Source organism: Pseudomonas sp. dw_612 (genome assembly GCF_018449725.1).
Taxonomy (GTDB): domain Bacteria; phylum Pseudomonadota; class Gammaproteobacteria; order Pseudomonadales; family Pseudomonadaceae; genus Aquipseudomonas.
In genome coordinates this window covers 15,825-33,246 of sequence record NZ_JAAVVC010000034.1, presented here as the reverse complement: position 1 = coordinate 33,246, position 17,422 = coordinate 15,825, and the positions used below count along the sequence as shown (strand labels likewise).

Genomic DNA, 17,422 nt, shown 5'->3' with positions numbered 1-17,422 from the left:
TAGCTCAGGTTTGAAAACGACGCAAATCTGCTCCCTTTCCCCCTCTCCCCGCTGGGGAGAGGGCTGGGGTGAGGGGTGGCCCTAAGACCACCCTCATTCTCAAGTTCTGAACCGCCGAACCAACCCATCCAGCTCATTCGACAACCCGGCCAGACTCTGGGAGTCCAATCGCGCCGAGTTCGCCAGTTCCGCCACCAACTGCGCATCGCCATGAATCTGACTGATGTGCCGATTGATGTCCTCGGCCACCTGATGCTGTTCTTCCGCCGCCGTCGCAATCTGCGTGTTCATGTCACGAATCACGTCCACCGACTCACGAATCAGCCCGAAGCTGCTGCGGGCCTCGCCAATGCGCGTTACCGATTGCTGCGATACTTCCAGGCTCGCATGCATCTGCTGGGTCACCTGGCTGGTGCGCTTGGCCAGGTTGCCGAGCAAGCCGTCGATCTCGGCAGTCGAGTCAGCCGTGCGTTTGGCCAGGGCGCGGACTTCATCCGCCACCACCGCAAACCCGCGACCTTGTTCACCGGCCCGTGCCGCTTCGATCGCGGCGTTCAATGCCAGCAGGTTGGTCTGTTCGGCAATCGAGCGAATCGTCCCGAGAATCGACTGAATGTCATTGCTGTCGCGTTCCAGTTGCTGCATCGACTGCGCCGACGATTCGATTTCCTGGCTCAGGCGATCGACGCTGGTCACCGCGGCGTCGATCTGCTGCTGACCTTCGCGGGCCTGACGCTGGCCACTGTCGGCCGACTCGGCGGCCTGGCTGCACGAGCGCGCCACTTCGTTGGCGGTGGCGACCATTTCGTGGAACGCCGTGGACACCATGTCCACCGCTTCACGCTGGCGCCCGGCGGCTTCGGCCATGTCGCTGGAGACGCGGGTCGAGCTCTGGGAGGTGGCGAGGATTTTGTTCGCGGCGCCGCCGATGCTCTGGATCAGATTGCGGATGGCTGCCAGGAACTGGTTGAACCAACTGGCCAGTTGTGCGGTTTCATCGCTGCCACGGATTTCCAGGTTCTTGGTCAGGTCGCCTTCGCCTTGGGCGATGCCTTCCAGGCCGCTGGCCACGCTGCTAATCGGCCGCACGATGACACGCGCGAAACTGGCCCCGACGATGGCGAAGAACACCGCCAGTACTGCGGCGATGCCAGCGATCAGCCAGGTCAATTGGGTGGCCGAACTCATCACGTCGGCTTGCTTGATCAGGCCGATAAAGGTCCAGCCCAGTTGCTCCGACGGCCAGACGTTGGCCATATAGCGCTCGCCGTTCAGTTCGACTTCCACCAGGCCTTTGCCGGCCTTGGCCAATTGTGCGTAGCCTTCGCCGAGGCTGCTCAGGGCCTTGAAGTTGTGTTCCGGTTGCTTCGGATCGACCAGGACGGTGCCGGTGTTTTCCAGCAGCATCAGGTAGCCGGTTTCGCCGAGCTTGATCTGTTTGACGATTTCGGTGAGCTGCTTGAGCGTCACGTCGATGCTGACCACGCCGCCGTTGTTGCCCAACTTGTTATCGATGGTGCGCACGGTGCTGACGTAGGACGCGTCGTCCTGGGCCCAGTAATAAGCCTCGGTGCGGAACGGCTTGCCCGGTTTGGCCTGCGCGGCTTTGTACCAGGGACGCTGGCGCGGGTCGTAATTGTTCAGTTTCGCGTCGTCCGGCCAGGACACATAACCGCCGGCCGCCGTGCCGACGATCGCGTAGGCGTAGGACGGATGGGTGTTGCCCAGGTCCTGGAGGAGCGCGAAGACTTTTTTGTCCATTTCGCCCTGAGGCACCGTCTCGGCGTTGGCGGCCATGTAGGTCTTGAGGCTGTCGTCGGTGCCCTTGATCAGCGGCTGGGACGCCAGGTAATCGACGTTCTGGCTGATGCCGTCGAAAAACAGCTGCATGGCATTGGCGACCTGACGGATCTCGCGACCACTGCCGTCAACGAAATCGTCCTTGGCATCGCTGCGCAAGTTCAGCACCACGAGGGTGGCGACCAGTACCACCGGCAAGCAGGCGATGATTGCAAACGCCCACGTCAACTTCTGTTTGATGTTCATCCGCGCTCCAGATTTTCTTGTAGGCCCACGCAGTGCAGATGACTCGCGGATTATTAGCAGCCGAAAACGGTATTGATCGACTCGGTTCCTTGAGGGCGGCATCGTCGTTTTAGCGGCAACGATTGTCGGACAAATCCTTTTCTCTCTAAGGACTTCGGCTGAAAAAATGGGAAATTGAGGCCTGTTGAGAAAAAACCTACAAATGGGAGTAATCCGGATGTCAGCTTCTGTCGTAAATGCCCTGTCATCCCTTCGCCAACAAGTGCCGGCGGCTCGGCTATGATCTCTACCGGTCGATGAACGGCGTGGGATTTGCCGGTTAAATTCGGCACATTGTGTGCATCCGCCATGTTCATAGGTCGGTAACCCCTCCCCGAGGTGCGAGGATTGCCGTATAACGAATGACTTTCGCGTGTTTGGTAATAAAGGACCCACAATAAAAGCTGATGAAGACTCCAAAACGCATTGAACCCCTGATCGAGGACGGTCTGGTCGACGAGGTGCTGCGCCCACTCATGAGTGGTAAAGAAGCAGCTGTTTATGTGGTGCGCTGCGGTAACGAGCTACGTTGCGCGAAGGTCTACAAGGAGGCGAATAAACGCAGTTTCCGTCAGGCGGCCGAGTATCAGGAAGGTCGCAAGGTACGCAACAGCCGACAGGCTCGCGCCATGGCCAAAGGCTCCAAGTTCGGCAAGAAAGAAACCGAGGACGCCTGGCAGAACGCCGAAGTGGCGGCCCTGTTTCGTCTGGCCGGCGCTGGTGTGCGGGTGCCCAAGCCGTACGACTTCCTCGAAGGCGTGCTGCTCATGGAGCTGGTAGCCGATGAATACGGCGATGCCGCGCCGCGTCTGAACGACGTGGTGCTGGAACCGGACCAGGCCCGCGAATACCACGCGTTCCTGATTTCCCAGATCGTGCTGATGTTGTGTACCGGTCTGGTGCACGGTGACCTGTCGGAGTTCAACGTACTGTTGACCCCGACCGGCCCGGTCATCATCGACCTGCCCCAGGCAGTGGATGCGGCGGGTAACAACCACGCGTTCAACATGCTGGAGCGGGACGTGGGCAACATGGCGTCCTACTTCGGGCGGTTTGCGCCGGAGTTGAAAAAGACCAAGTACGCCAAGGAAATGTGGGCGCTGTACGAAGCCGGCACCTTGCACCCGGCCAGCATTCTGACCGGTGAGTTCGATGAGCCGGAAGAGCTGGCGGACGTGGGCGGCGTCATCCGCGAAATCGAGGCGGCACGCCTGGATGAAGAGCGCAAGCAAGCGGTGCGCGCGGCTGATGATGCGCCACCCGGCAAAACCGAAGAACCGCCTCCACCCTGGATGCAGTGATCGGTTAACGAAAAACCCGGCCTTGGTCGGGTTTTTTTGTCGAAACGCTGATCCCTGTAGGAGCTGTCGAGTGAAACGAGGCTGCGATCTTTTGATCTTGTTTTTAAAAATCAACGTCAAAAGATCGCAGCCTCGTTTCACTCGACAGCTCCTACAGAGGAGATCCCCACACTCAAGGATTGATTGTGAACTCCACCCGCAACGCCCACCTGATCATCACCGCCCGTCTGATCTCGGACTTCGGCGCGTTCCTCAACATGGTCGCCCTGGCCACTTACGTCTACGTACTGAGCAACAGCGCCATGAGCATGGCGATTTTCCTCGCCAGCCGCGTGGCCGGGGGGATTTTTGCCAGTTTGATCGGTACCACGTTCTATCGTCGCTGGTCCGGGCGCCTGCCGCTGATTGCCTTCGATTTGCTGCGCGCCGGGGTGCTCGGTTTGTTGCTTATTTTGCCGGTGACCCAGCAAGCGCTGCTGCTGCCGGTGATTGCCTTCGGGCTGGGCTTCGGCAATTCGATGTTCGCCATCGGCCTCAACAGCCAATTGCCGAACCTGATCGAGCGCGAGCACTTGCTCAAGACTAACGCCTGGATCACTTCGGCAGCGTCGATGGCGATGGTCGCTGGCAGTGTGGTGGCGGGGTTGGTCGTCGCGGTGTTTGGCTTTGAAGTGGTGTTCGCGCTGAACGTGGCCACTTACCTGTTGGCGGCGTTGCTGCTGGTGCCGTTACGGTTTTCAGCGGCAGCGACCGGTGCCGAATCAAAAAGCGAGAGAGGGGAATGGTCGGCGCTGCTGCAAGGTTTGCGCTCCGCCCCGGTGTTGGCGGCGATGCTCGCAGTGGCCATGGCGGATACTTTGGGCAGCGCGGCGCACAACGTCGGCTTCCCGATCATCTCGCGGTTGCTGACCCCGGAATCCGCCAGCACCACCTTGGGCCTGATGCTGGCCGTCTGGGCCAGCGGCAAACTTATCGGCGCACGGATCGCCAGTCGCCTCAAAGGCTCGGACAACATCAACCTTGAGCGGCGCTTTTTCTACGGCGTGCTGCTGATGTCCTGCGGTTTCATCCTGATGTTCCAGCAGCAGACCCTTTACGGTTTGCTGCTGTTCTCGTTGCCGGCCGGGCTGGGCGACGGGTTTTCCGAAGTCGGCCTGATGTCGCGCCTGCAACGGGAACCGGGCCACCTGCGCCTGCCGATCTTCAGCTTTCTGACCCTGCTGCAAATGACCGGGTTTGGCATCGGCATGCTGATCGCCGCGCCGTTCTACGCCTGGTGGACGCCCGGCGCGGTGGTGCTGTTGTTCCACGGAATTCCCCTTACCACGTTGCTGGTGGTGAAGGGGTTATCCGTCAGGCGCGGGCAGGTTCGGCGCAGCAACCCGACGCCAGCTCCTTGAGGATCGGGCAGTCCGGGCGGTGGTCGCCGTGGCAGTGCTCGACCAGGTCCTGCAGGGTGTCGCGCAACTGGCCGAGTTCGCGGATCTTCTGGTTCAGCTCATCGATGTGTTGACGAGCCAGGGCCTTCACATCAGCGCTGGCCCGCTGGCGGTCCTGCCAGAGGGTCAGCAACTTGCCGACCTCTTCCAGCGAAAAGCCCAGATCCCGGGAGCGTTTGATAAAGGCCAGGGTGTGCAGGTCGTCGTCGCCATACACCCGGTAGCCGCTGTCGGTGCGATGGGCGGCCTTGAGCAAGCCGATGGACTCGTAATAACGGATCATCTTCGCGCTCAGGCCGCTGTGGCGGGCCGCTTGGCCGATGTTCATCGGTTGTCCTCCAGATCCTTGGGTTTCCAGGTTTTCAACAGTAGCGCGTTGCTCACCACGCTGACGCTCGACAGTGCCATGGCCGCGCCGGCCAACACCGGGTTAAGGTAGCCGAACGCGGCCAGCGGAATGCCGATCAGGTTATAGACGAAGGCCCAGAACAGGTTTTGACGGATCTTCGCGTAGGTCTTGCGGCTGATCTCCAGCGCCGCCGGCACCAGCCGTGGATCGCCGCGCATCAGGGTGATCCCGGCGGCGTGCATCGCCACGTCGGTGCCGCCGCCCATGGCGATGCCGATATCGGCTGCGGCCAGCGCCGGAGCGTCGTTGATGCCGTCGCCAACCATGGCCACCACGCCGGTTTTCTTCAGTTCGGCGACGGTGGCGGCTTTGTCTGCCGGCAGGACTTCGGCGTGAACATCCTTGATGCCCAACGCTTTGGCGACGACTTTGGCGCTGCCACGGTTGTCGCCGGTCAGCAGGTGGCTGCTGATGTTGCGCGCGTTGAGTTGCTGCACCGCTTGCAGAGCGCCGGGCTTGAGGGTATCGCCGAAGGCGAACAGGCCGAGCACGCGCGGTTCGGGGCTTTGCTCGATCAGCCAGGACAGGGTTCGGCCTTCGGTTTCCCATTGGGCTGCTGACTCGGCTAACGGACCTGCGCTCAAAGTGCTTTCTTCCAATATCCGACGATTACCCAGCGCCAACCGACGACCGTCGAGCGTACCGGCAATACCGCGCCCGGTCAGCGATTGACTGTCGGTGACATCAGCCACGTCCAGCCCACGCTCGGCACAGGCATCCAGCACAGCCTTGGCCAGCGGGTGTTCGCTGCCCCGTTGCAGCGCGCCGGCCATTTGCAGCAGGGCGGCTTCGTCACCGTCCAGCGCATTCAAATGAGCGATGCGCGGTGCGCCGGAAGTCAGGGTGCCGGTCTTGTCGAAGACCACCGCGCTGACTTCATGAGCGCGTTCCAGCGCTTCGGCGTCCTTGATCAAAATGCCGTAGCGCGCCGCCACGCCAGTGCCGGCCATGATTGCCGTCGGCGTGGCCAGGCCCAGGGCGCAAGGGCAGGCGATCACCAAAACGGCGACGGCGTTGATCAACGCGGTTTCAATCGGCGCGCCGTACAGCCACCAGCCGATCAACGTCGCCAAGGCCAGGAACAGCACCGTCGGCACAAACACCTGGCTGACTTTATCCACCAGTTTCTGGATCGGTGCTTTCGCGGCCTGGGCGTCTTCGACCAGACGAATGATCCGCGCCAATACGGTTTCCGCGCCGAGGGCCAAGGTGCGCACCAGCAAACGAGCTTCACCATTGATTGCGCCGCCGGTGACCTTGTCGCCGGGTTGTTTGGGCACTGGCAGGCTTTCGCCGCTGATCAGTGCTTCGTCGGCATGGCTCTGGCCTTCCACCACTTCGCCGTCCACCGGGAACCGTTCGCCGGGTTTGACCATCACCAGATCATTCAGGCGCAGGGCGCTGATGGCGACGTCTTGTTCGCGGCCGTCGATCACTTGAATCGCCCGTTCCGGACGCAGTGCTTCCAGTGCGCGAATGGCACTGGCGGTCTGGCGTTTGGCGCGGCTTTCCAGGTATTTGCCCAGCAGCACCAGGGCAATCACCACCGCCGAGGCTTCGAAATACAGATGCGGCATGCGCCCTGCGGCGGTGGCCCATTCATACAGACTCAAGCCGTAACCGGCGCTGGTGCCCAGGGCGACGAGCAAATCCATATTGCCAGCACCGGCGCGCACGGCTTTCCACGCCGCCACATAAAACCGCGCACCGAAGATAAATTGCACCGGCGTGGCCAGGGCGAATTGCGCCCAGGCCGGGAGCATCCAGTGCACGCCGAACGGTTGCAGCAGCATCGGCAGCACCAGCGGCAAGGCCAGGGCGATGGCTGCGAGCAGGATCCAGCGCTCACGTTGCAGACGGGTTTGTTGATTGTCGGTGGGGTGTTCGACTTCCCAGACGCTGGCCGAGTAACCGGCCTTGGTCACGGCGGCGATCAGGGTTTGCGGGTCGACGTGACCGAGCAGTTCGAGGTGGGCGCGTTCGTTGGCGAGGTTGACGCTGACACTTTTCACCCCCGGCACTTTGGTCAGCGCCCGTTCGACCCGGCCGACGCAGGACGCGCAGGTCATGCCGTCGATACTCAATTCCAGAGTTTGTTGCGGCACGCTGTAGCCCGCCTGCTGTACCGCGTCCATCAGGGCCGGCAGGCTGTCGCTGGGCGCCTGGATACGCGCTTGTTCAGTGGCCAGGTTGACGCTGACCGCCGTGGCGCCGATGACTTTGCTCAAGGCACGCTCGACACGGCCGGCGCAACTGGCGCAGGTCATGCCGGCAATCGGCAGATCGAAAGTGGTGGATTCGGACATCGGTCACGCTCCCTGTAGAAAGTGCCTACAGGATCAACCTTGCCATGCGGGCAAGGTCAAGCGCGAATCTTCACATCGCCGCAGATCAAATGTGGGAGCGGGCTTGCTCGCGAAGACGGAGTGTCAGGCGACATCAACGTTGACTGAGCCACCGCTTTCGCGAGCAAGCCCGCTCCCACAGGGGATCGATGTCAATACTCGAGGGCAGCAGGCTTGAGGTACATCCCTTCCTGTGTCATCGCAATCCGGAACTTCAATACATCGCCGGCCTTGAGCGTGATGTTCTGCGAACCCGGTGCCAGCATTCCTGCATTGCAGCCCGGCGCCTGGCCCGGCAACAGTTTCAGGCGCAGGGACACATTGCCCGGCGGCAGGTTGAACGAGGTGCTCTGTTCCTGGAACAGCCGCGCCGATAACTGGTCCTGGATGTACACGCCGATCTCGCAGGAGGTCGCGACTTCCAGACGCTCGCGGGAAATAATCAATACGCCGTAATCTTCCCCGGCGGCATTGGCCGAAGGCAGGGCGGCGAAAAGGCTGAGGAAGCCAAACAGGCTGAGAGCTGACCAGCGCATGGCTGAATCTCCTGAGGTCGAGTCATTGATGAACGCAGCTTGGCCGAGCGCGAAGACGAATGCCAGCCCGGCAGATTCTTTCAGAACTTGACCTTGCCATGGTGGCAAGCTCGAGACTGCCTGCAGTGTTACTAAAAAGCCTCACTCAAGGAGTCATTCCATGCAAGTGTTCAACGTTCAAGGCATGTCCTGCGGTCATTGCGTCAAGGCCATCACCCAAGCCCTGCAAGCCAGGGATCCGGCGGCCAGTGTCCGGGTTGATCTGGCGGCGAAGGAAGTCGGGGTTGAAAGCGCGTTGACCACCGAGCAAGTCATTGCCGCGATTACTGAAGAAGGCTACGACGCCAAAGTTGCCTGAGGCCCGGCGCAAATCCCCCTGTGGGAGCGGGCTTGCTCGCGAAGACGGAGTGTCAGTCGACATAAATACTGAATGACACACCGCTTTCGCGAGCAAGCCCGCTCCCACAGGGTTCTGTGTTTTAGCTGAGAGGCACCGTTGCCTGAAGATTTTTAATAGTTAGCGACCTATCGGAATGTTCAAGGCGTTCACGCCCGGCTAGACTGTCGAGCCTGCCGCCCCACGCCCAACTGGATGCCCGATGAACTTCCGTACCATTCTGATTCTTGGTGCCCTGACCGCTTTCGGTCCGCTGGCGATCGATTTCTATCTGCCGGCGTTCCCGGCGATCGCGCAGTCGTTCGGCACCGACGAAAAACACGTGCAGATGACGCTTGCCGCGTATTTCCTCGGCTTGTCCATTGGTCAACTGCTCTACGGCCCGGTGGCGGATCGTTTTGGGCGGCGTATTCCGTTGCTCACGGGCGTTGGCTTGTTCACCGCTGCTTCCCTGGCGTGTGCGTTTGCGCCGAATCTGGAATGGCTGATGGGCGCACGCTTCATCCAGGCACTGGGCGGTTGCGCGGGGATGGTGATTTCCCGGGCGGTGGTCAGTGATAAATGCGATGCGGTGGGCTCGGCAAAAGTCTTTTCGCAACTGATGCTGGTGATGGGGCTGGCGCCGATCCTGGCACCGATGCTTGGCGGGTTGCTGGTCAACACCACCGGTTGGCAGTCGATCTTCCTGGTGCTGACCGGGTTCAGCGCCCTGGCCGCACTGGCCGTGGCCCTTGGGTTGCCGGAAAGCCTGCCGGACTATGTGCCGCGCCAGCCGTTGAAGGGCGCATTGCGTCAGTACGGCCGGCTGCTGGCCGATCCGGTCTACCTCGGCCACGCCTTGACCGGCGGTCTCGCCGTCGCAGGCATGTTTGCCTACATCTCCGGTTCGCCGTTTGTCTTCATCAAGCTTTATGGCGTGCCGGCCGAGCATTTCGGCTGGCTGTTCGGCACCAACGCGGCGGGCTTCATCCTGGTGGCGCAGGTCAACGCGCGACTGTTGGCCAAGCGTGGGCCGGCGTTCCTGCTGGCGCGCACGGTGTGGATTTACCTGGGCGCAGGCCTGACATTGCTCGCGGTGAGTTCGATGCACACCGAACAACTATGGCCGCTGCTGATTCCATTGTTTGTCTGCATCGCCAGCCTCGGTTGCATCCTGCCCAACGCGTCGGCCTGCGCCATGAACGGGCAGGGCGCTCGCGCCGGCAGTGCGTCGGCGTTGCTCGGGTGCCTGCAATTCAGCGTCGCCGCCGGAGCGGCAACGCTGGTGGGGGTTTTACACGATGGCAGCGCCATGCCGATGGCCATGGTCATCAGCCTGTGCGGAATTCTGGTGGTGAGCGCCGCGATGCTCACCCGACGTTTACAAAATGCCCGGGCGCTGGCCCAAGCCGCGGTCTGAAACCGGATTTAGCCAGCGGCACGCTGCTGGCGGTCGGGGATTTGATGAGGGGCGTGGAGCCGCGCTTCCAGGGTACGGGTGAAGGCGCGCGCTTCAGCTTCGCTGCGGAACGTGATGGCGTGTTGGTCGAGACGGACTTGCCACTGGGATGTTGCCACTTCTTTTATCAGGATCTTCATTGCTGACCTCCTTAAGTAAAAGATTGTGTCGCAGAGGTCTCGATTGTAGACCCGAATACGATCGCAATTGTGACAACGGTCAACTCTCAGACTGACGGTTTGTAAGATCAAAAGATCGCAGCCTTCGGCAGCTCCTACAGGGATCGGTGTTGGCCCGGATATTCGGGCTGTACACAAAGTCTGTAGGAGCTGGCGAAGCCTGCGATCTTTTGATCTGGGTGTTAAAACCCTTCCAGCACGATCTTGCCTTTGGCCTTGCCGCTTTCCAGCAGTTCATGGGCGCGGCGCAGGTTGCTCGCGTTGATGACGCCGAAGTGTTCGCCCACCGTGGTTTTCAATGTCCCGGCATCGATCAACTGCGCGATACGGTTGAGCAAATTGTGCTGCTCGATCATGTCGGCAGTCTCGAACAGCGAGCGGGTGTACATGAACTCCCAGTGCAACGAAATGCTCTTGCGCTTGAGTTTGGTCACGTCGAGCGCCTTTGGATCATCAATCAACGCTAGCTTGCCCTGAGGCGCCAAGGCCTCGACCAGTTGATCCAGATGTTCATCGGTCTGGGTCAGGCTGGCGACGTGGGTCACCTGCTTGATGTCGGCACGCTTGAGTTCTTCGCTCAGCGGCTGGCTATGATCGATCACCAGATCGGCCCCCAACTCACGCACCCAGCTCTGGGTTTGCGGGCGGGATGCGGTGCCGATGACTTTCAACCCGGTGAGCTGGCTGGCCAGTTGGGTCAGGATCGAACCGACACCACCCGCAGCGCCGACGATCAGCAAACTCTGACCTTCATCGGTGTTGCCTTCGCGCACTTGCAGGCGTTCGAACAACAATTCCCACGCCGTGATCGCGGTCAGCGGCAGCGCGGCGGCTTCGGCGAAGCCAAGGGACTTGGGCATGTGCCCGACAATCCGCTCGTCCACCACATGCAGCTCACTGTTGCCGCCAGCGCGGGCGATGGAGCCGGCGTAGAACACTTTATCGCCGGCCTTGAACAGCGTGACTTCACTGCCCACGGCCTTGACCACACCGGCCACGTCCCAGCCCAGTACTTTCGCCGCGCCGTCTTCTGGCTGGACGTTCTGCCGGACCTTGGTGTCCACCGGGTTGACCGAAATGGCTTTGACTTCCACCAGCAGGTCGCGCGGGCCGGCCACCGGTTCTGGCAGTTCGATGTCTTGCAGGGATTTGGCGTCGCTGATCGGCAGGGAGGCGTAGTAGGCAATCGCTTTCATAAAAGGGGCTCCGTCGTAATAAAGGAAGAAATCAGGCCAGGGTGCGCAAGCGCTTGAGGTCGAAGTGTTCGAGAAAGTCACCGGCCTTGGCGCGGAAGTTCTGGATGTGGGCGCTGGCGTCGTGGGCTTGCAGGGCTTCGTCGCTGCTCCATTGTTCGATCATGTAGAAAGCCAAAGGGTTGGCCAGGTCCTGGTGCAAATCGTATTGACCGCAACCGGCCTCGGCGCGGGTGGGTTCCAGCAGCGCCCGCAGGTGCTGTTCGAGGGCATCCTGCTGGCCGGGTTTGGCGATGAGGGTGGCAATGGCGGTAAACGGCTGGGACATGTTCGACTCCTGACGCTGAGTGATTTCGATGGGACAGATGATTGGCTATTTCCCGGCAAGATAAAACCCGCTAAAAGAGCAGTCTCTTTCAATATTTTTTTGATAATCGAGGCTGAGAATGCTGCGTTTCGATGACTTGCAGTTGTTTGTCCGGGCGGCGGATCTGGGCAGCCTGTCGGCGGCGGCACGGGTGATGGACATGTCGGCGGCTGTGGCCAGTGCGGCGCTCAAGCGGATTGAACAGCAACTCGGCGCACGATTGCTGGCCCGCTCCACCCGCAGCCTGCGCCTGACCGCCGAAGGCGAGGGTTTTCTGGAATACGCTCGGGCGGCCCTGAGCAATCTGGATGAGGGCCGGCGTTTGCTGGCCAGCGGTCAGGATCAGGTCAGCGGTGTGCTGCAACTGTCGGCGCCTTCGGACTTTGGTCGCAACCTGCTGTTGCCGTGGCTGGACGAGTTTCAGCGTGAGCATCCGAAACTGACTGTGCGTTTGTTGTTGGGGGATCGCATCGCCGACCTGTTTCGCCAACCGGTGGACATCGCCCTGCGGTACGGCGAACCGGAGGACTCAAGCCTGGTAGCGCTGCCCATCGCCCCGCAGAACCGCCGCGTACTCTGTGCATCCCCCGCTTACCTGGCCCGGCATGGCGAACCCCGGCAACTGGAGCAACTGGCGCAGCACAATTGCCTGCTGTTTATGCTTGGCAGCCGGGTTCACGATCACTGGAGTTTCCACGATGGCAAGCGCGAAGTCGGCCTGACGGTCAGCGGTGACCGTTTCAGCGATGACGCCGATGTGGTGCGCCTGTGGGCCGTGGCGGGGGCCGGCATTGCCTACAAGTCCTGGCTCGATGTAGGCGCCGATGTGCTGGCCGGTCGCTTGAAAGTGCTGCTGCCGGAGTTGTTGTGCGAGCGCGCACCGCTGAATTTGCTGTGCGCCCATCGCGCACAATTGAGTAAGCCGGTGAACCTTTTGCGGGAAATGCTCGCCAGCCGATGCGCGCAATTGAGTAGTCAATTTCCGTCGTTACCGGGTGCTGATCAATAGTCGCAGGCAAATAGCGAAATTTCTGTCAGGAACTATCACCACCCGCGGCCTCCCAAGGGCAGGATCCGGCGGTCAACCCGCTTATACTAGCGCCCGCTTTATGCCTGCACCGTCGCACCGGCGCGGACGCGTTCACAATCCAGTCGTCCTTGCCGGGAGCCGGCGCGGGTGGCTCGACAGAACACGGGGTGTGGGTGACTTGCCTGACCGGGCTCATGGCGGTTTTCGCGTCTTGGCCGACGACACATTACTGGTCAAGATGTCTGTGAGCAGTAGACGATACGATTCAACAGGGAGTGAATACATGGAACATGCACCTTGCATCAGCCAGATCGCCACGTTGTTGGCTGACCCCAAGCGCAGCGCAATGATGTGGGCCTTGATGGATGGCTCGGCGCGGCAAACCGAAGAGCTGGCCTTGCTGGCCGGGCTGTCGCCATCTTCGGCCAGTGCACACCTGGGGCGTTTGTCCGCCGGAGGTCTGTTGAAAGTTGAAGAGCGCGGACGGAAAAGATTCTTCCGCCTGGCGGCCCCCGAAATTGGCGCGGCAGTGGAGGCGCTGGCGAGTGCCACCCTGGCCAGCACGCCACGGGAGATTCCAGAGACGATCAAGCGCGGCAACCTCTTGGGCAAACGCCAGGCGGCGCCGTCGTCGTTGTTGCAGGCGCGGCTCTGCGACGACCATTTGGGCGGTACGCTGGCCGCCGACCTGTACCAGCGTTTGCTGGATGCCGGCTGGATCGAGCAGTTCGATCAGCGGGTCGTCGTCACCCACAAGGGTGCCAAGCAACTGGCCAGCCGCGGGGTGTTCATCCAGGCCCTGGCCCACCGTAATGCGCAAATTGCCTGCGCCTGCCCTGACTGGAGTGAGCGGCGTCCGCATTTGGGTGGTTCACTGGGCGCGGCGTTGCTGCAGTTGTTCATGCAGTCCGGCTGGTTGGCCCTGCCCAACGATTCCCGGGCCTTGCAGATCACCACGACCGGGCAGCGTGAAGTTCATCGCTTCGCCAAGGAAACCGAGCTGGAAATGGCGTTGTAGGCGCGTCGAGACCGACGTCTGAGGTCTCGGGCGTCGTTCAGGGTTGCGGGCAGGTCGCATCCAGCAATAACCCCCAGCCGCTATCGCGCACACTCGATCCGGGGACTTTCGGACGGGGGGTGTGGCATGGAATTAAAAGGATTCAGCGCAGCAGAACGCTTGGAACGGCTGCCCATCAGCGGCTATCACCGCATCATTTTCATCATCATTGCCCTGGCGTTTTTCTTCGACTCCATGGACTTGGCGATGATGACTTTCCTGCTCGGCTCGATCAAAACCGAGTTTGGCCTGAGCAGTGCCCAGGCCGGATTGCTGGCCAGTTCGAGCTTTTTTGGCATGGTGCTGGGGGCGTCCTTGTCCGGCATGCTGGCCGACCGCTTTGGGCGCAAACCGGTGTTCCAGTGGAGCATCGTGTTGTGGGGCATCGCCAGTTACTTGTGCTCGACGGCGCAGAACGTGGAAACCCTGACGATGTTCCGCGTCCTGTTGGGGATCGGCATGGGCATGGAGTTTCCGATTGCGCAGTCGATGCTCTCGGAGCTTATTCCGGCCAAAAAACGCGGGCGTTATATCGCGTTGATGGACGGCTTCTGGCCGCTGGGTTTCGTGGCGGCCGGGGTGCTGTCGTACTTCCTGCTGCCGGTGATCGGCTGGCGCGACATCTTTCTGGTGTTGGCGGTGCCGGCGGTGTTTGTCCTGGCGATTCGCTTCTTCATTCCCGAGTCGCCGCGCTGGCTGGAACAGGCCGGGCGGCATGATGCGGCGGACAAGGTATTGCTAGGCATTGAAGAACAGGTGCGCCGATCCTTGGGGCGCTCTGATCTTCCCGCGCCGATTCGCTTGCCGCGAATGGCGAGCACACCGGGCACTTTCTTTTCCGCGCTGCAGCAGATCTGGTCGCCGCTGTACCGCCAGCGCACGATGATGATCTGGAGTGTCTGGTTCTTCGCCTTGCTCGGTTTCTATGGCCTGACCTCGTGGCTCAGCGCCTTGCTGCAACAGTCGGGTTTTGCCGTGACGCAGTCGGTGTATTACACGGTGCTGATTTCCCTCGGCGGGATTCCCGGGTTCCTGATGGCTGCCTGGCTGGTGGAGCGTTGGGGACGTAAACCGGTGTGCATCGTGACGTTGCTGGGCGGCGGGGTGATGGCATTTCTTTATGGTCAGAGTGCGGTGTTTGGCGGCAACGTCGGCCTGTTGATCACCTCGGGCCTGCTGATGCAATTCTTCCTGTTCGGCATGTGGGCCGTGCTCTACACCTACACCCCAGAGCTGTACCCGACCTCGGCACGGGCCACGGGCTCGGGATTTGCCTCGGCAATCGGGCGCGTCGGTTCGCTACTCGGGCCGTTGGTGACCGGGCTGGTGTTCCCGATTACCGGGCAGGGCGGGGTGTTCGCGTTGGGGGCGATGTGCTTTGCGATTGCGGCGGGGGTGGTGTGGGTGTTCGGGATGGAAACGCGGGGCAAGACGTTGGAAGAGCTGACTGAACCGGTAGCCATTGGCTAAACACAAAACCCTGTGGGAGCGGGCTTGCTCGCGAATGCGGTGGGTCAGTCGACATTTCTGTAGCTGACACACCGCATTCGCGAGCAAGCCCGCTCCCACATTAGGTTATGCGGTGAGACTTATGGCTTGACCAACCGCGCATCCAGACTGTTTTGCGCCAATCGCTTGGCCTGATCCTGGGTCATGCCCAAATCGGTATACAGCGCATGGAAGTTCTCGGTGACGTAACCGCCGAAGTACGCCGGGTCATCCGAGTTCACCGTGACTTTGACGCCACGCTCCAGCATGTCGAGGATGTTGTGCTGGGACATGTGATCGAATACGCAGAGTTTGGTGTTGGACAACGGGCACACGGTCAGCGGGATCTGTTCGTCGATGATCCGCTGCATCAGACGCTCGTCTTCGATGGCGCGCACGCCATGGTCGATGCGCTGGATTTTCAGCAGATCGATGGCTTCCCAGATGTATTCCGGCGGGCCTTCTTCACCAGCGTGGGCCACGGTCAGGAAGCCTTCGTGACGGGCACGATCAAACACACGCTGGAACTTGCTCGGCGGGTGACCCATCTCTGAACTGTCCAGGCCGACAGCGACAAACGCATCGCGGAACGGCAGCGCCTGGTCGAGGGTTTTCTGCGCTTCGTCTTCGCTCAAATGGCGCAGGAAGCTCAGGATCAAACCGCTGGTGATGCCCAGTTGTTGCTCGCCATCTTTCAACGCGGCCGCAATACCGTTGAGCACCACTTCAAAGGGCACGCCACGGTCGGTGTGGGTCTGCGGGTCGAAGAACGGTTCGGTGTGAATCACGTTCTGCGCCTTGCAACGCAACAGGTAGGCCCAGGTCAGGTCGTAGAAATCCTGGGAGGTGCGCAACACGTCGGCGCCCTTGTAATACAGGTCGAGAAACTCTTGCAGGTTGTTGAAGGCATACGCCTTGCGCAGGGTTTCGACGTCGTCCCACGGCAGGGCAATCTTGTTGCGTTCGGCCAGGGCAAACAGCAACTCGGGCTCCAGCGAGCCTTCCAGGTGCAAGTGCAGTTCTGCCTTGGGCAGGGCGTTCAGCCAGTCGTACATGTTCGAATTCTCATCAGGTGCAATGACGGCATTCTACAGATGCTCGCTGCAACAATTGGTAAAACCTGACCAGACGGTTGATCAAATCTTTTCCAGCTCCCGCCGATAGGCGTAGGTATCGGCGAAACGCGAGAGCAGGAATTCGGCGCAGGTGGTCGTGGGATATTTCGCCGGGTGCGCGGCATCCTGGCAACCAGGCAGGCATTCGATGGGCGTGTCCGGGTGCGGTTCGGCGAAAAACGGCATCGAGTAACGGTCCACCCCCAACGGGCTGATGACACGGTGTGGCGTCGACCGATAACGGTCGTTGCTCCAGCGCGCCATCATGTCGCCGAGGTTGACCACGAAGGTGCCATCCATGGGTGGCGCGTCGATCCAGTCGCCGTTCACGTTGCGCACTTGCAGGCCACCGGCCGTGTCCTGGTAGAGCAGGGTGATGCAGCCGTAATCGGTGTGGGCCCCGGCGCCTTGCTGTTCTGCGGAAATGGCGGTGTGGCGCGGCGGGTAATGAATCATCCGCAGCACGCTGACGGGTTCATTGAAGCGAGTGTCGAAAAAGTCGCGCTCGATGTTGAGTGCCAGGGTCATGGCCCGCAGCAGGGTTTGGGCGAGGGCCTGCATGTCGACGTAATGTTGCTCCATCAGCGCTTCCCAACCGGGCATCGATGGATGACGGTTGGAGCCGCGCAGCGGTTTGTTCGCCAGTACGTCCGGGTGATCGGCCGGCAGGTGCAGGCCCATGTCGAAGGTTTCTTTCAGGTCGCTGGGTTTGCTCGGGTCCAGTTGTTCAGTGGCGATAGCGCCGTAGCCGCGATGGTGGGTGGTTTGGGTGATGTCGATCTTGAGCTTTTCGGCGGTGGGCAGGGCGAAGAAGCGTTGGGCGTGGTCGAGCACAGCTTCGATGCGAGCGGCGCTGATCGGGTGGCCCTTGATATAGAAAAAGCCCCAGTCGCGGCAGGCGTGGTCGATTTGCGTGGCGATGGATTGCCAGGCGTGTGTGTCGTCGGTGTAGAGCGGGGCGATGTCGATGATGGGGAGCTGGTTCATGCGCAGTCCTCAAAAACGCTGAAGATCAATTGTGGGAGCGGGCTTGCTCGCGAAAG

16 protein-coding genes are annotated in these 17,422 nt (G+C 61.1%); 7 read left to right on the top strand and 9 right to left on the bottom strand.

Features of this window, described 5'->3' with window-relative positions:
• Positions 1-99: 99 nt before the first annotated feature.
• On the bottom strand, positions 100-2,046 hold the full coding sequence (locus HB680_RS31135) for a methyl-accepting chemotaxis protein (protein WP_213942113.1): 1,947 nt from the start codon (positions 2,044-2,046) through the stop codon (positions 100-102).
• Between the two features lie 446 nt (positions 2,047-2,492).
• On the opposite strand from HB680_RS31135, the gene HB680_RS31130 reads away from it, so the two are divergent.
• Positions 2,493-3,386 carry a PA4780 family RIO1-like protein kinase gene (locus HB680_RS31130; RefSeq protein ID WP_163908180.1) on the top strand — a complete coding sequence of 298 codons (894 nt, stop codon included), beginning with the start codon at positions 2,493-2,495 and terminating at the stop codon, positions 3,384-3,386.
• A 185-nt stretch (positions 3,387-3,571) separates the two neighbouring features.
• Positions 3,572-4,786 carry an MFS transporter gene (locus HB680_RS31125; protein WP_213942112.1) on the top strand — a complete coding sequence of 405 codons (1,215 nt, stop codon included), beginning with the start codon at positions 3,572-3,574 and terminating at the stop codon, positions 4,784-4,786.
• Here the strand turns inward: HB680_RS31125 and cueR are convergent.
• The 3 genes from cueR to HB680_RS31110 all read right to left on the bottom strand — a co-directional run bounded on the left by cueR (position 4,740) and on the right by HB680_RS31110 (position 8,115).
• Positions 4,740-5,153 carry a Cu(I)-responsive transcriptional regulator gene (gene cueR / locus HB680_RS31120; protein WP_054043982.1) on the bottom strand — a complete coding sequence of 138 codons (414 nt, stop codon included), beginning with the start codon at positions 5,151-5,153 and terminating at the stop codon, positions 4,740-4,742. The two genes, HB680_RS31125 and cueR, sit on opposite strands and share 47 nt — an antisense overlap.
• Positions 5,150-7,540: a heavy metal translocating P-type ATPase gene (locus tag HB680_RS31115; RefSeq protein ID WP_213942111.1), complete on the bottom strand. Its 2,391-nt coding sequence runs from the start codon at positions 7,538-7,540 to the stop codon at positions 5,150-5,152. Before HB680_RS31115 ends, cueR begins: the two co-directional genes overlap by 4 nt.
• A 191-nt stretch (positions 7,541-7,731) precedes the next feature.
• Positions 7,732-8,115: a hypothetical protein gene (locus HB680_RS31110; protein WP_054043980.1), complete on the bottom strand. Its 384-nt coding sequence runs from the start codon at positions 8,113-8,115 to the stop codon at positions 7,732-7,734.
• A gap of 160 nt (positions 8,116-8,275) precedes the next feature.
• Here HB680_RS31110 and HB680_RS31105 point away from each other — a divergent pair, with 160 nt between their 5' ends.
• Positions 8,276-8,473, top strand: a complete 198-nt coding sequence (locus HB680_RS31105) for a cation transporter (protein ID WP_213942109.1) — start codon at positions 8,276-8,278, stop codon at positions 8,471-8,473.
• A 241-nt stretch (positions 8,474-8,714) separates the two neighbouring features.
• Entirely contained in the window at positions 8,715-9,911 is a 1,197-nt protein-coding gene (locus HB680_RS31100; protein ID WP_213942107.1) for a multidrug effflux MFS transporter, read from the top strand.
• A gap of 8 nt (positions 9,912-9,919) precedes the next feature.
• Here the strand turns inward: HB680_RS31100 and HB680_RS31095 are convergent, their stop codons facing one another.
• From HB680_RS31095 to HB680_RS31085, 3 genes are all read right to left on the bottom strand, one after another.
• A complete protein-coding gene (locus HB680_RS31095; protein WP_213942106.1) occupies positions 9,920-10,090 on the bottom strand; it encodes a hypothetical protein in 171 nt (56 codons plus the stop codon).
• A gap of 221 nt (positions 10,091-10,311) precedes the next feature.
• The gene (locus HB680_RS31090) at positions 10,312-11,325 is read right to left on the bottom strand and encodes a zinc-binding alcohol dehydrogenase family protein (RefSeq protein ID WP_213942105.1); all 1,014 of its coding nucleotides are present in this window, start codon (positions 11,323-11,325) and stop codon (positions 10,312-10,314) included.
• Between the two features lie 31 nt (positions 11,326-11,356).
• Entirely contained in the window at positions 11,357-11,650 is a 294-nt protein-coding gene (locus HB680_RS31085; RefSeq protein ID WP_213942103.1) for a putative quinol monooxygenase, read from the bottom strand.
• Between the two features lie 118 nt (positions 11,651-11,768).
• Between HB680_RS31085 and HB680_RS31080 the strand changes: the two genes are divergently transcribed.
• The 3 genes from HB680_RS31080 to HB680_RS31070 all read left to right on the top strand — a co-directional run bounded on the left by HB680_RS31080 (position 11,769) and on the right by HB680_RS31070 (position 15,246).
• The gene (locus HB680_RS31080; protein WP_213942101.1) at positions 11,769-12,698 is read left to right on the top strand and encodes a LysR family transcriptional regulator; all 930 of its coding nucleotides are present in this window, start codon (positions 11,769-11,771) and stop codon (positions 12,696-12,698) included.
• A 304-nt stretch (positions 12,699-13,002) separates the two neighbouring features.
• Complete coding sequence (locus tag HB680_RS31075) at positions 13,003-13,737, top strand: helix-turn-helix transcriptional regulator (protein WP_213942100.1); 735 nt, start codon at positions 13,003-13,005, stop codon at positions 13,735-13,737.
• 126 nt (positions 13,738-13,863) lie between these two features.
• Entirely contained in the window at positions 13,864-15,246 is a 1,383-nt protein-coding gene (locus tag HB680_RS31070; protein ID WP_213942099.1) for an MFS transporter, read from the top strand.
• Between the two features lie 119 nt (positions 15,247-15,365).
• Here the strand turns inward: HB680_RS31070 and HB680_RS31065 are convergent, their stop codons facing one another.
• Complete coding sequence (locus tag HB680_RS31065) at positions 15,366-16,319, bottom strand: adenosine deaminase (RefSeq protein WP_054043972.1); 954 nt, start codon at positions 16,317-16,319, stop codon at positions 15,366-15,368.
• A gap of 81 nt (positions 16,320-16,400) precedes the next feature.
• A complete protein-coding gene (locus HB680_RS31060) occupies positions 16,401-17,366 on the bottom strand; it encodes a 2-oxoglutarate and iron-dependent oxygenase domain-containing protein (protein WP_213942098.1) in 966 nt (321 codons plus the stop codon).
• Positions 17,367-17,422: the final 56 nt, after the last annotated feature.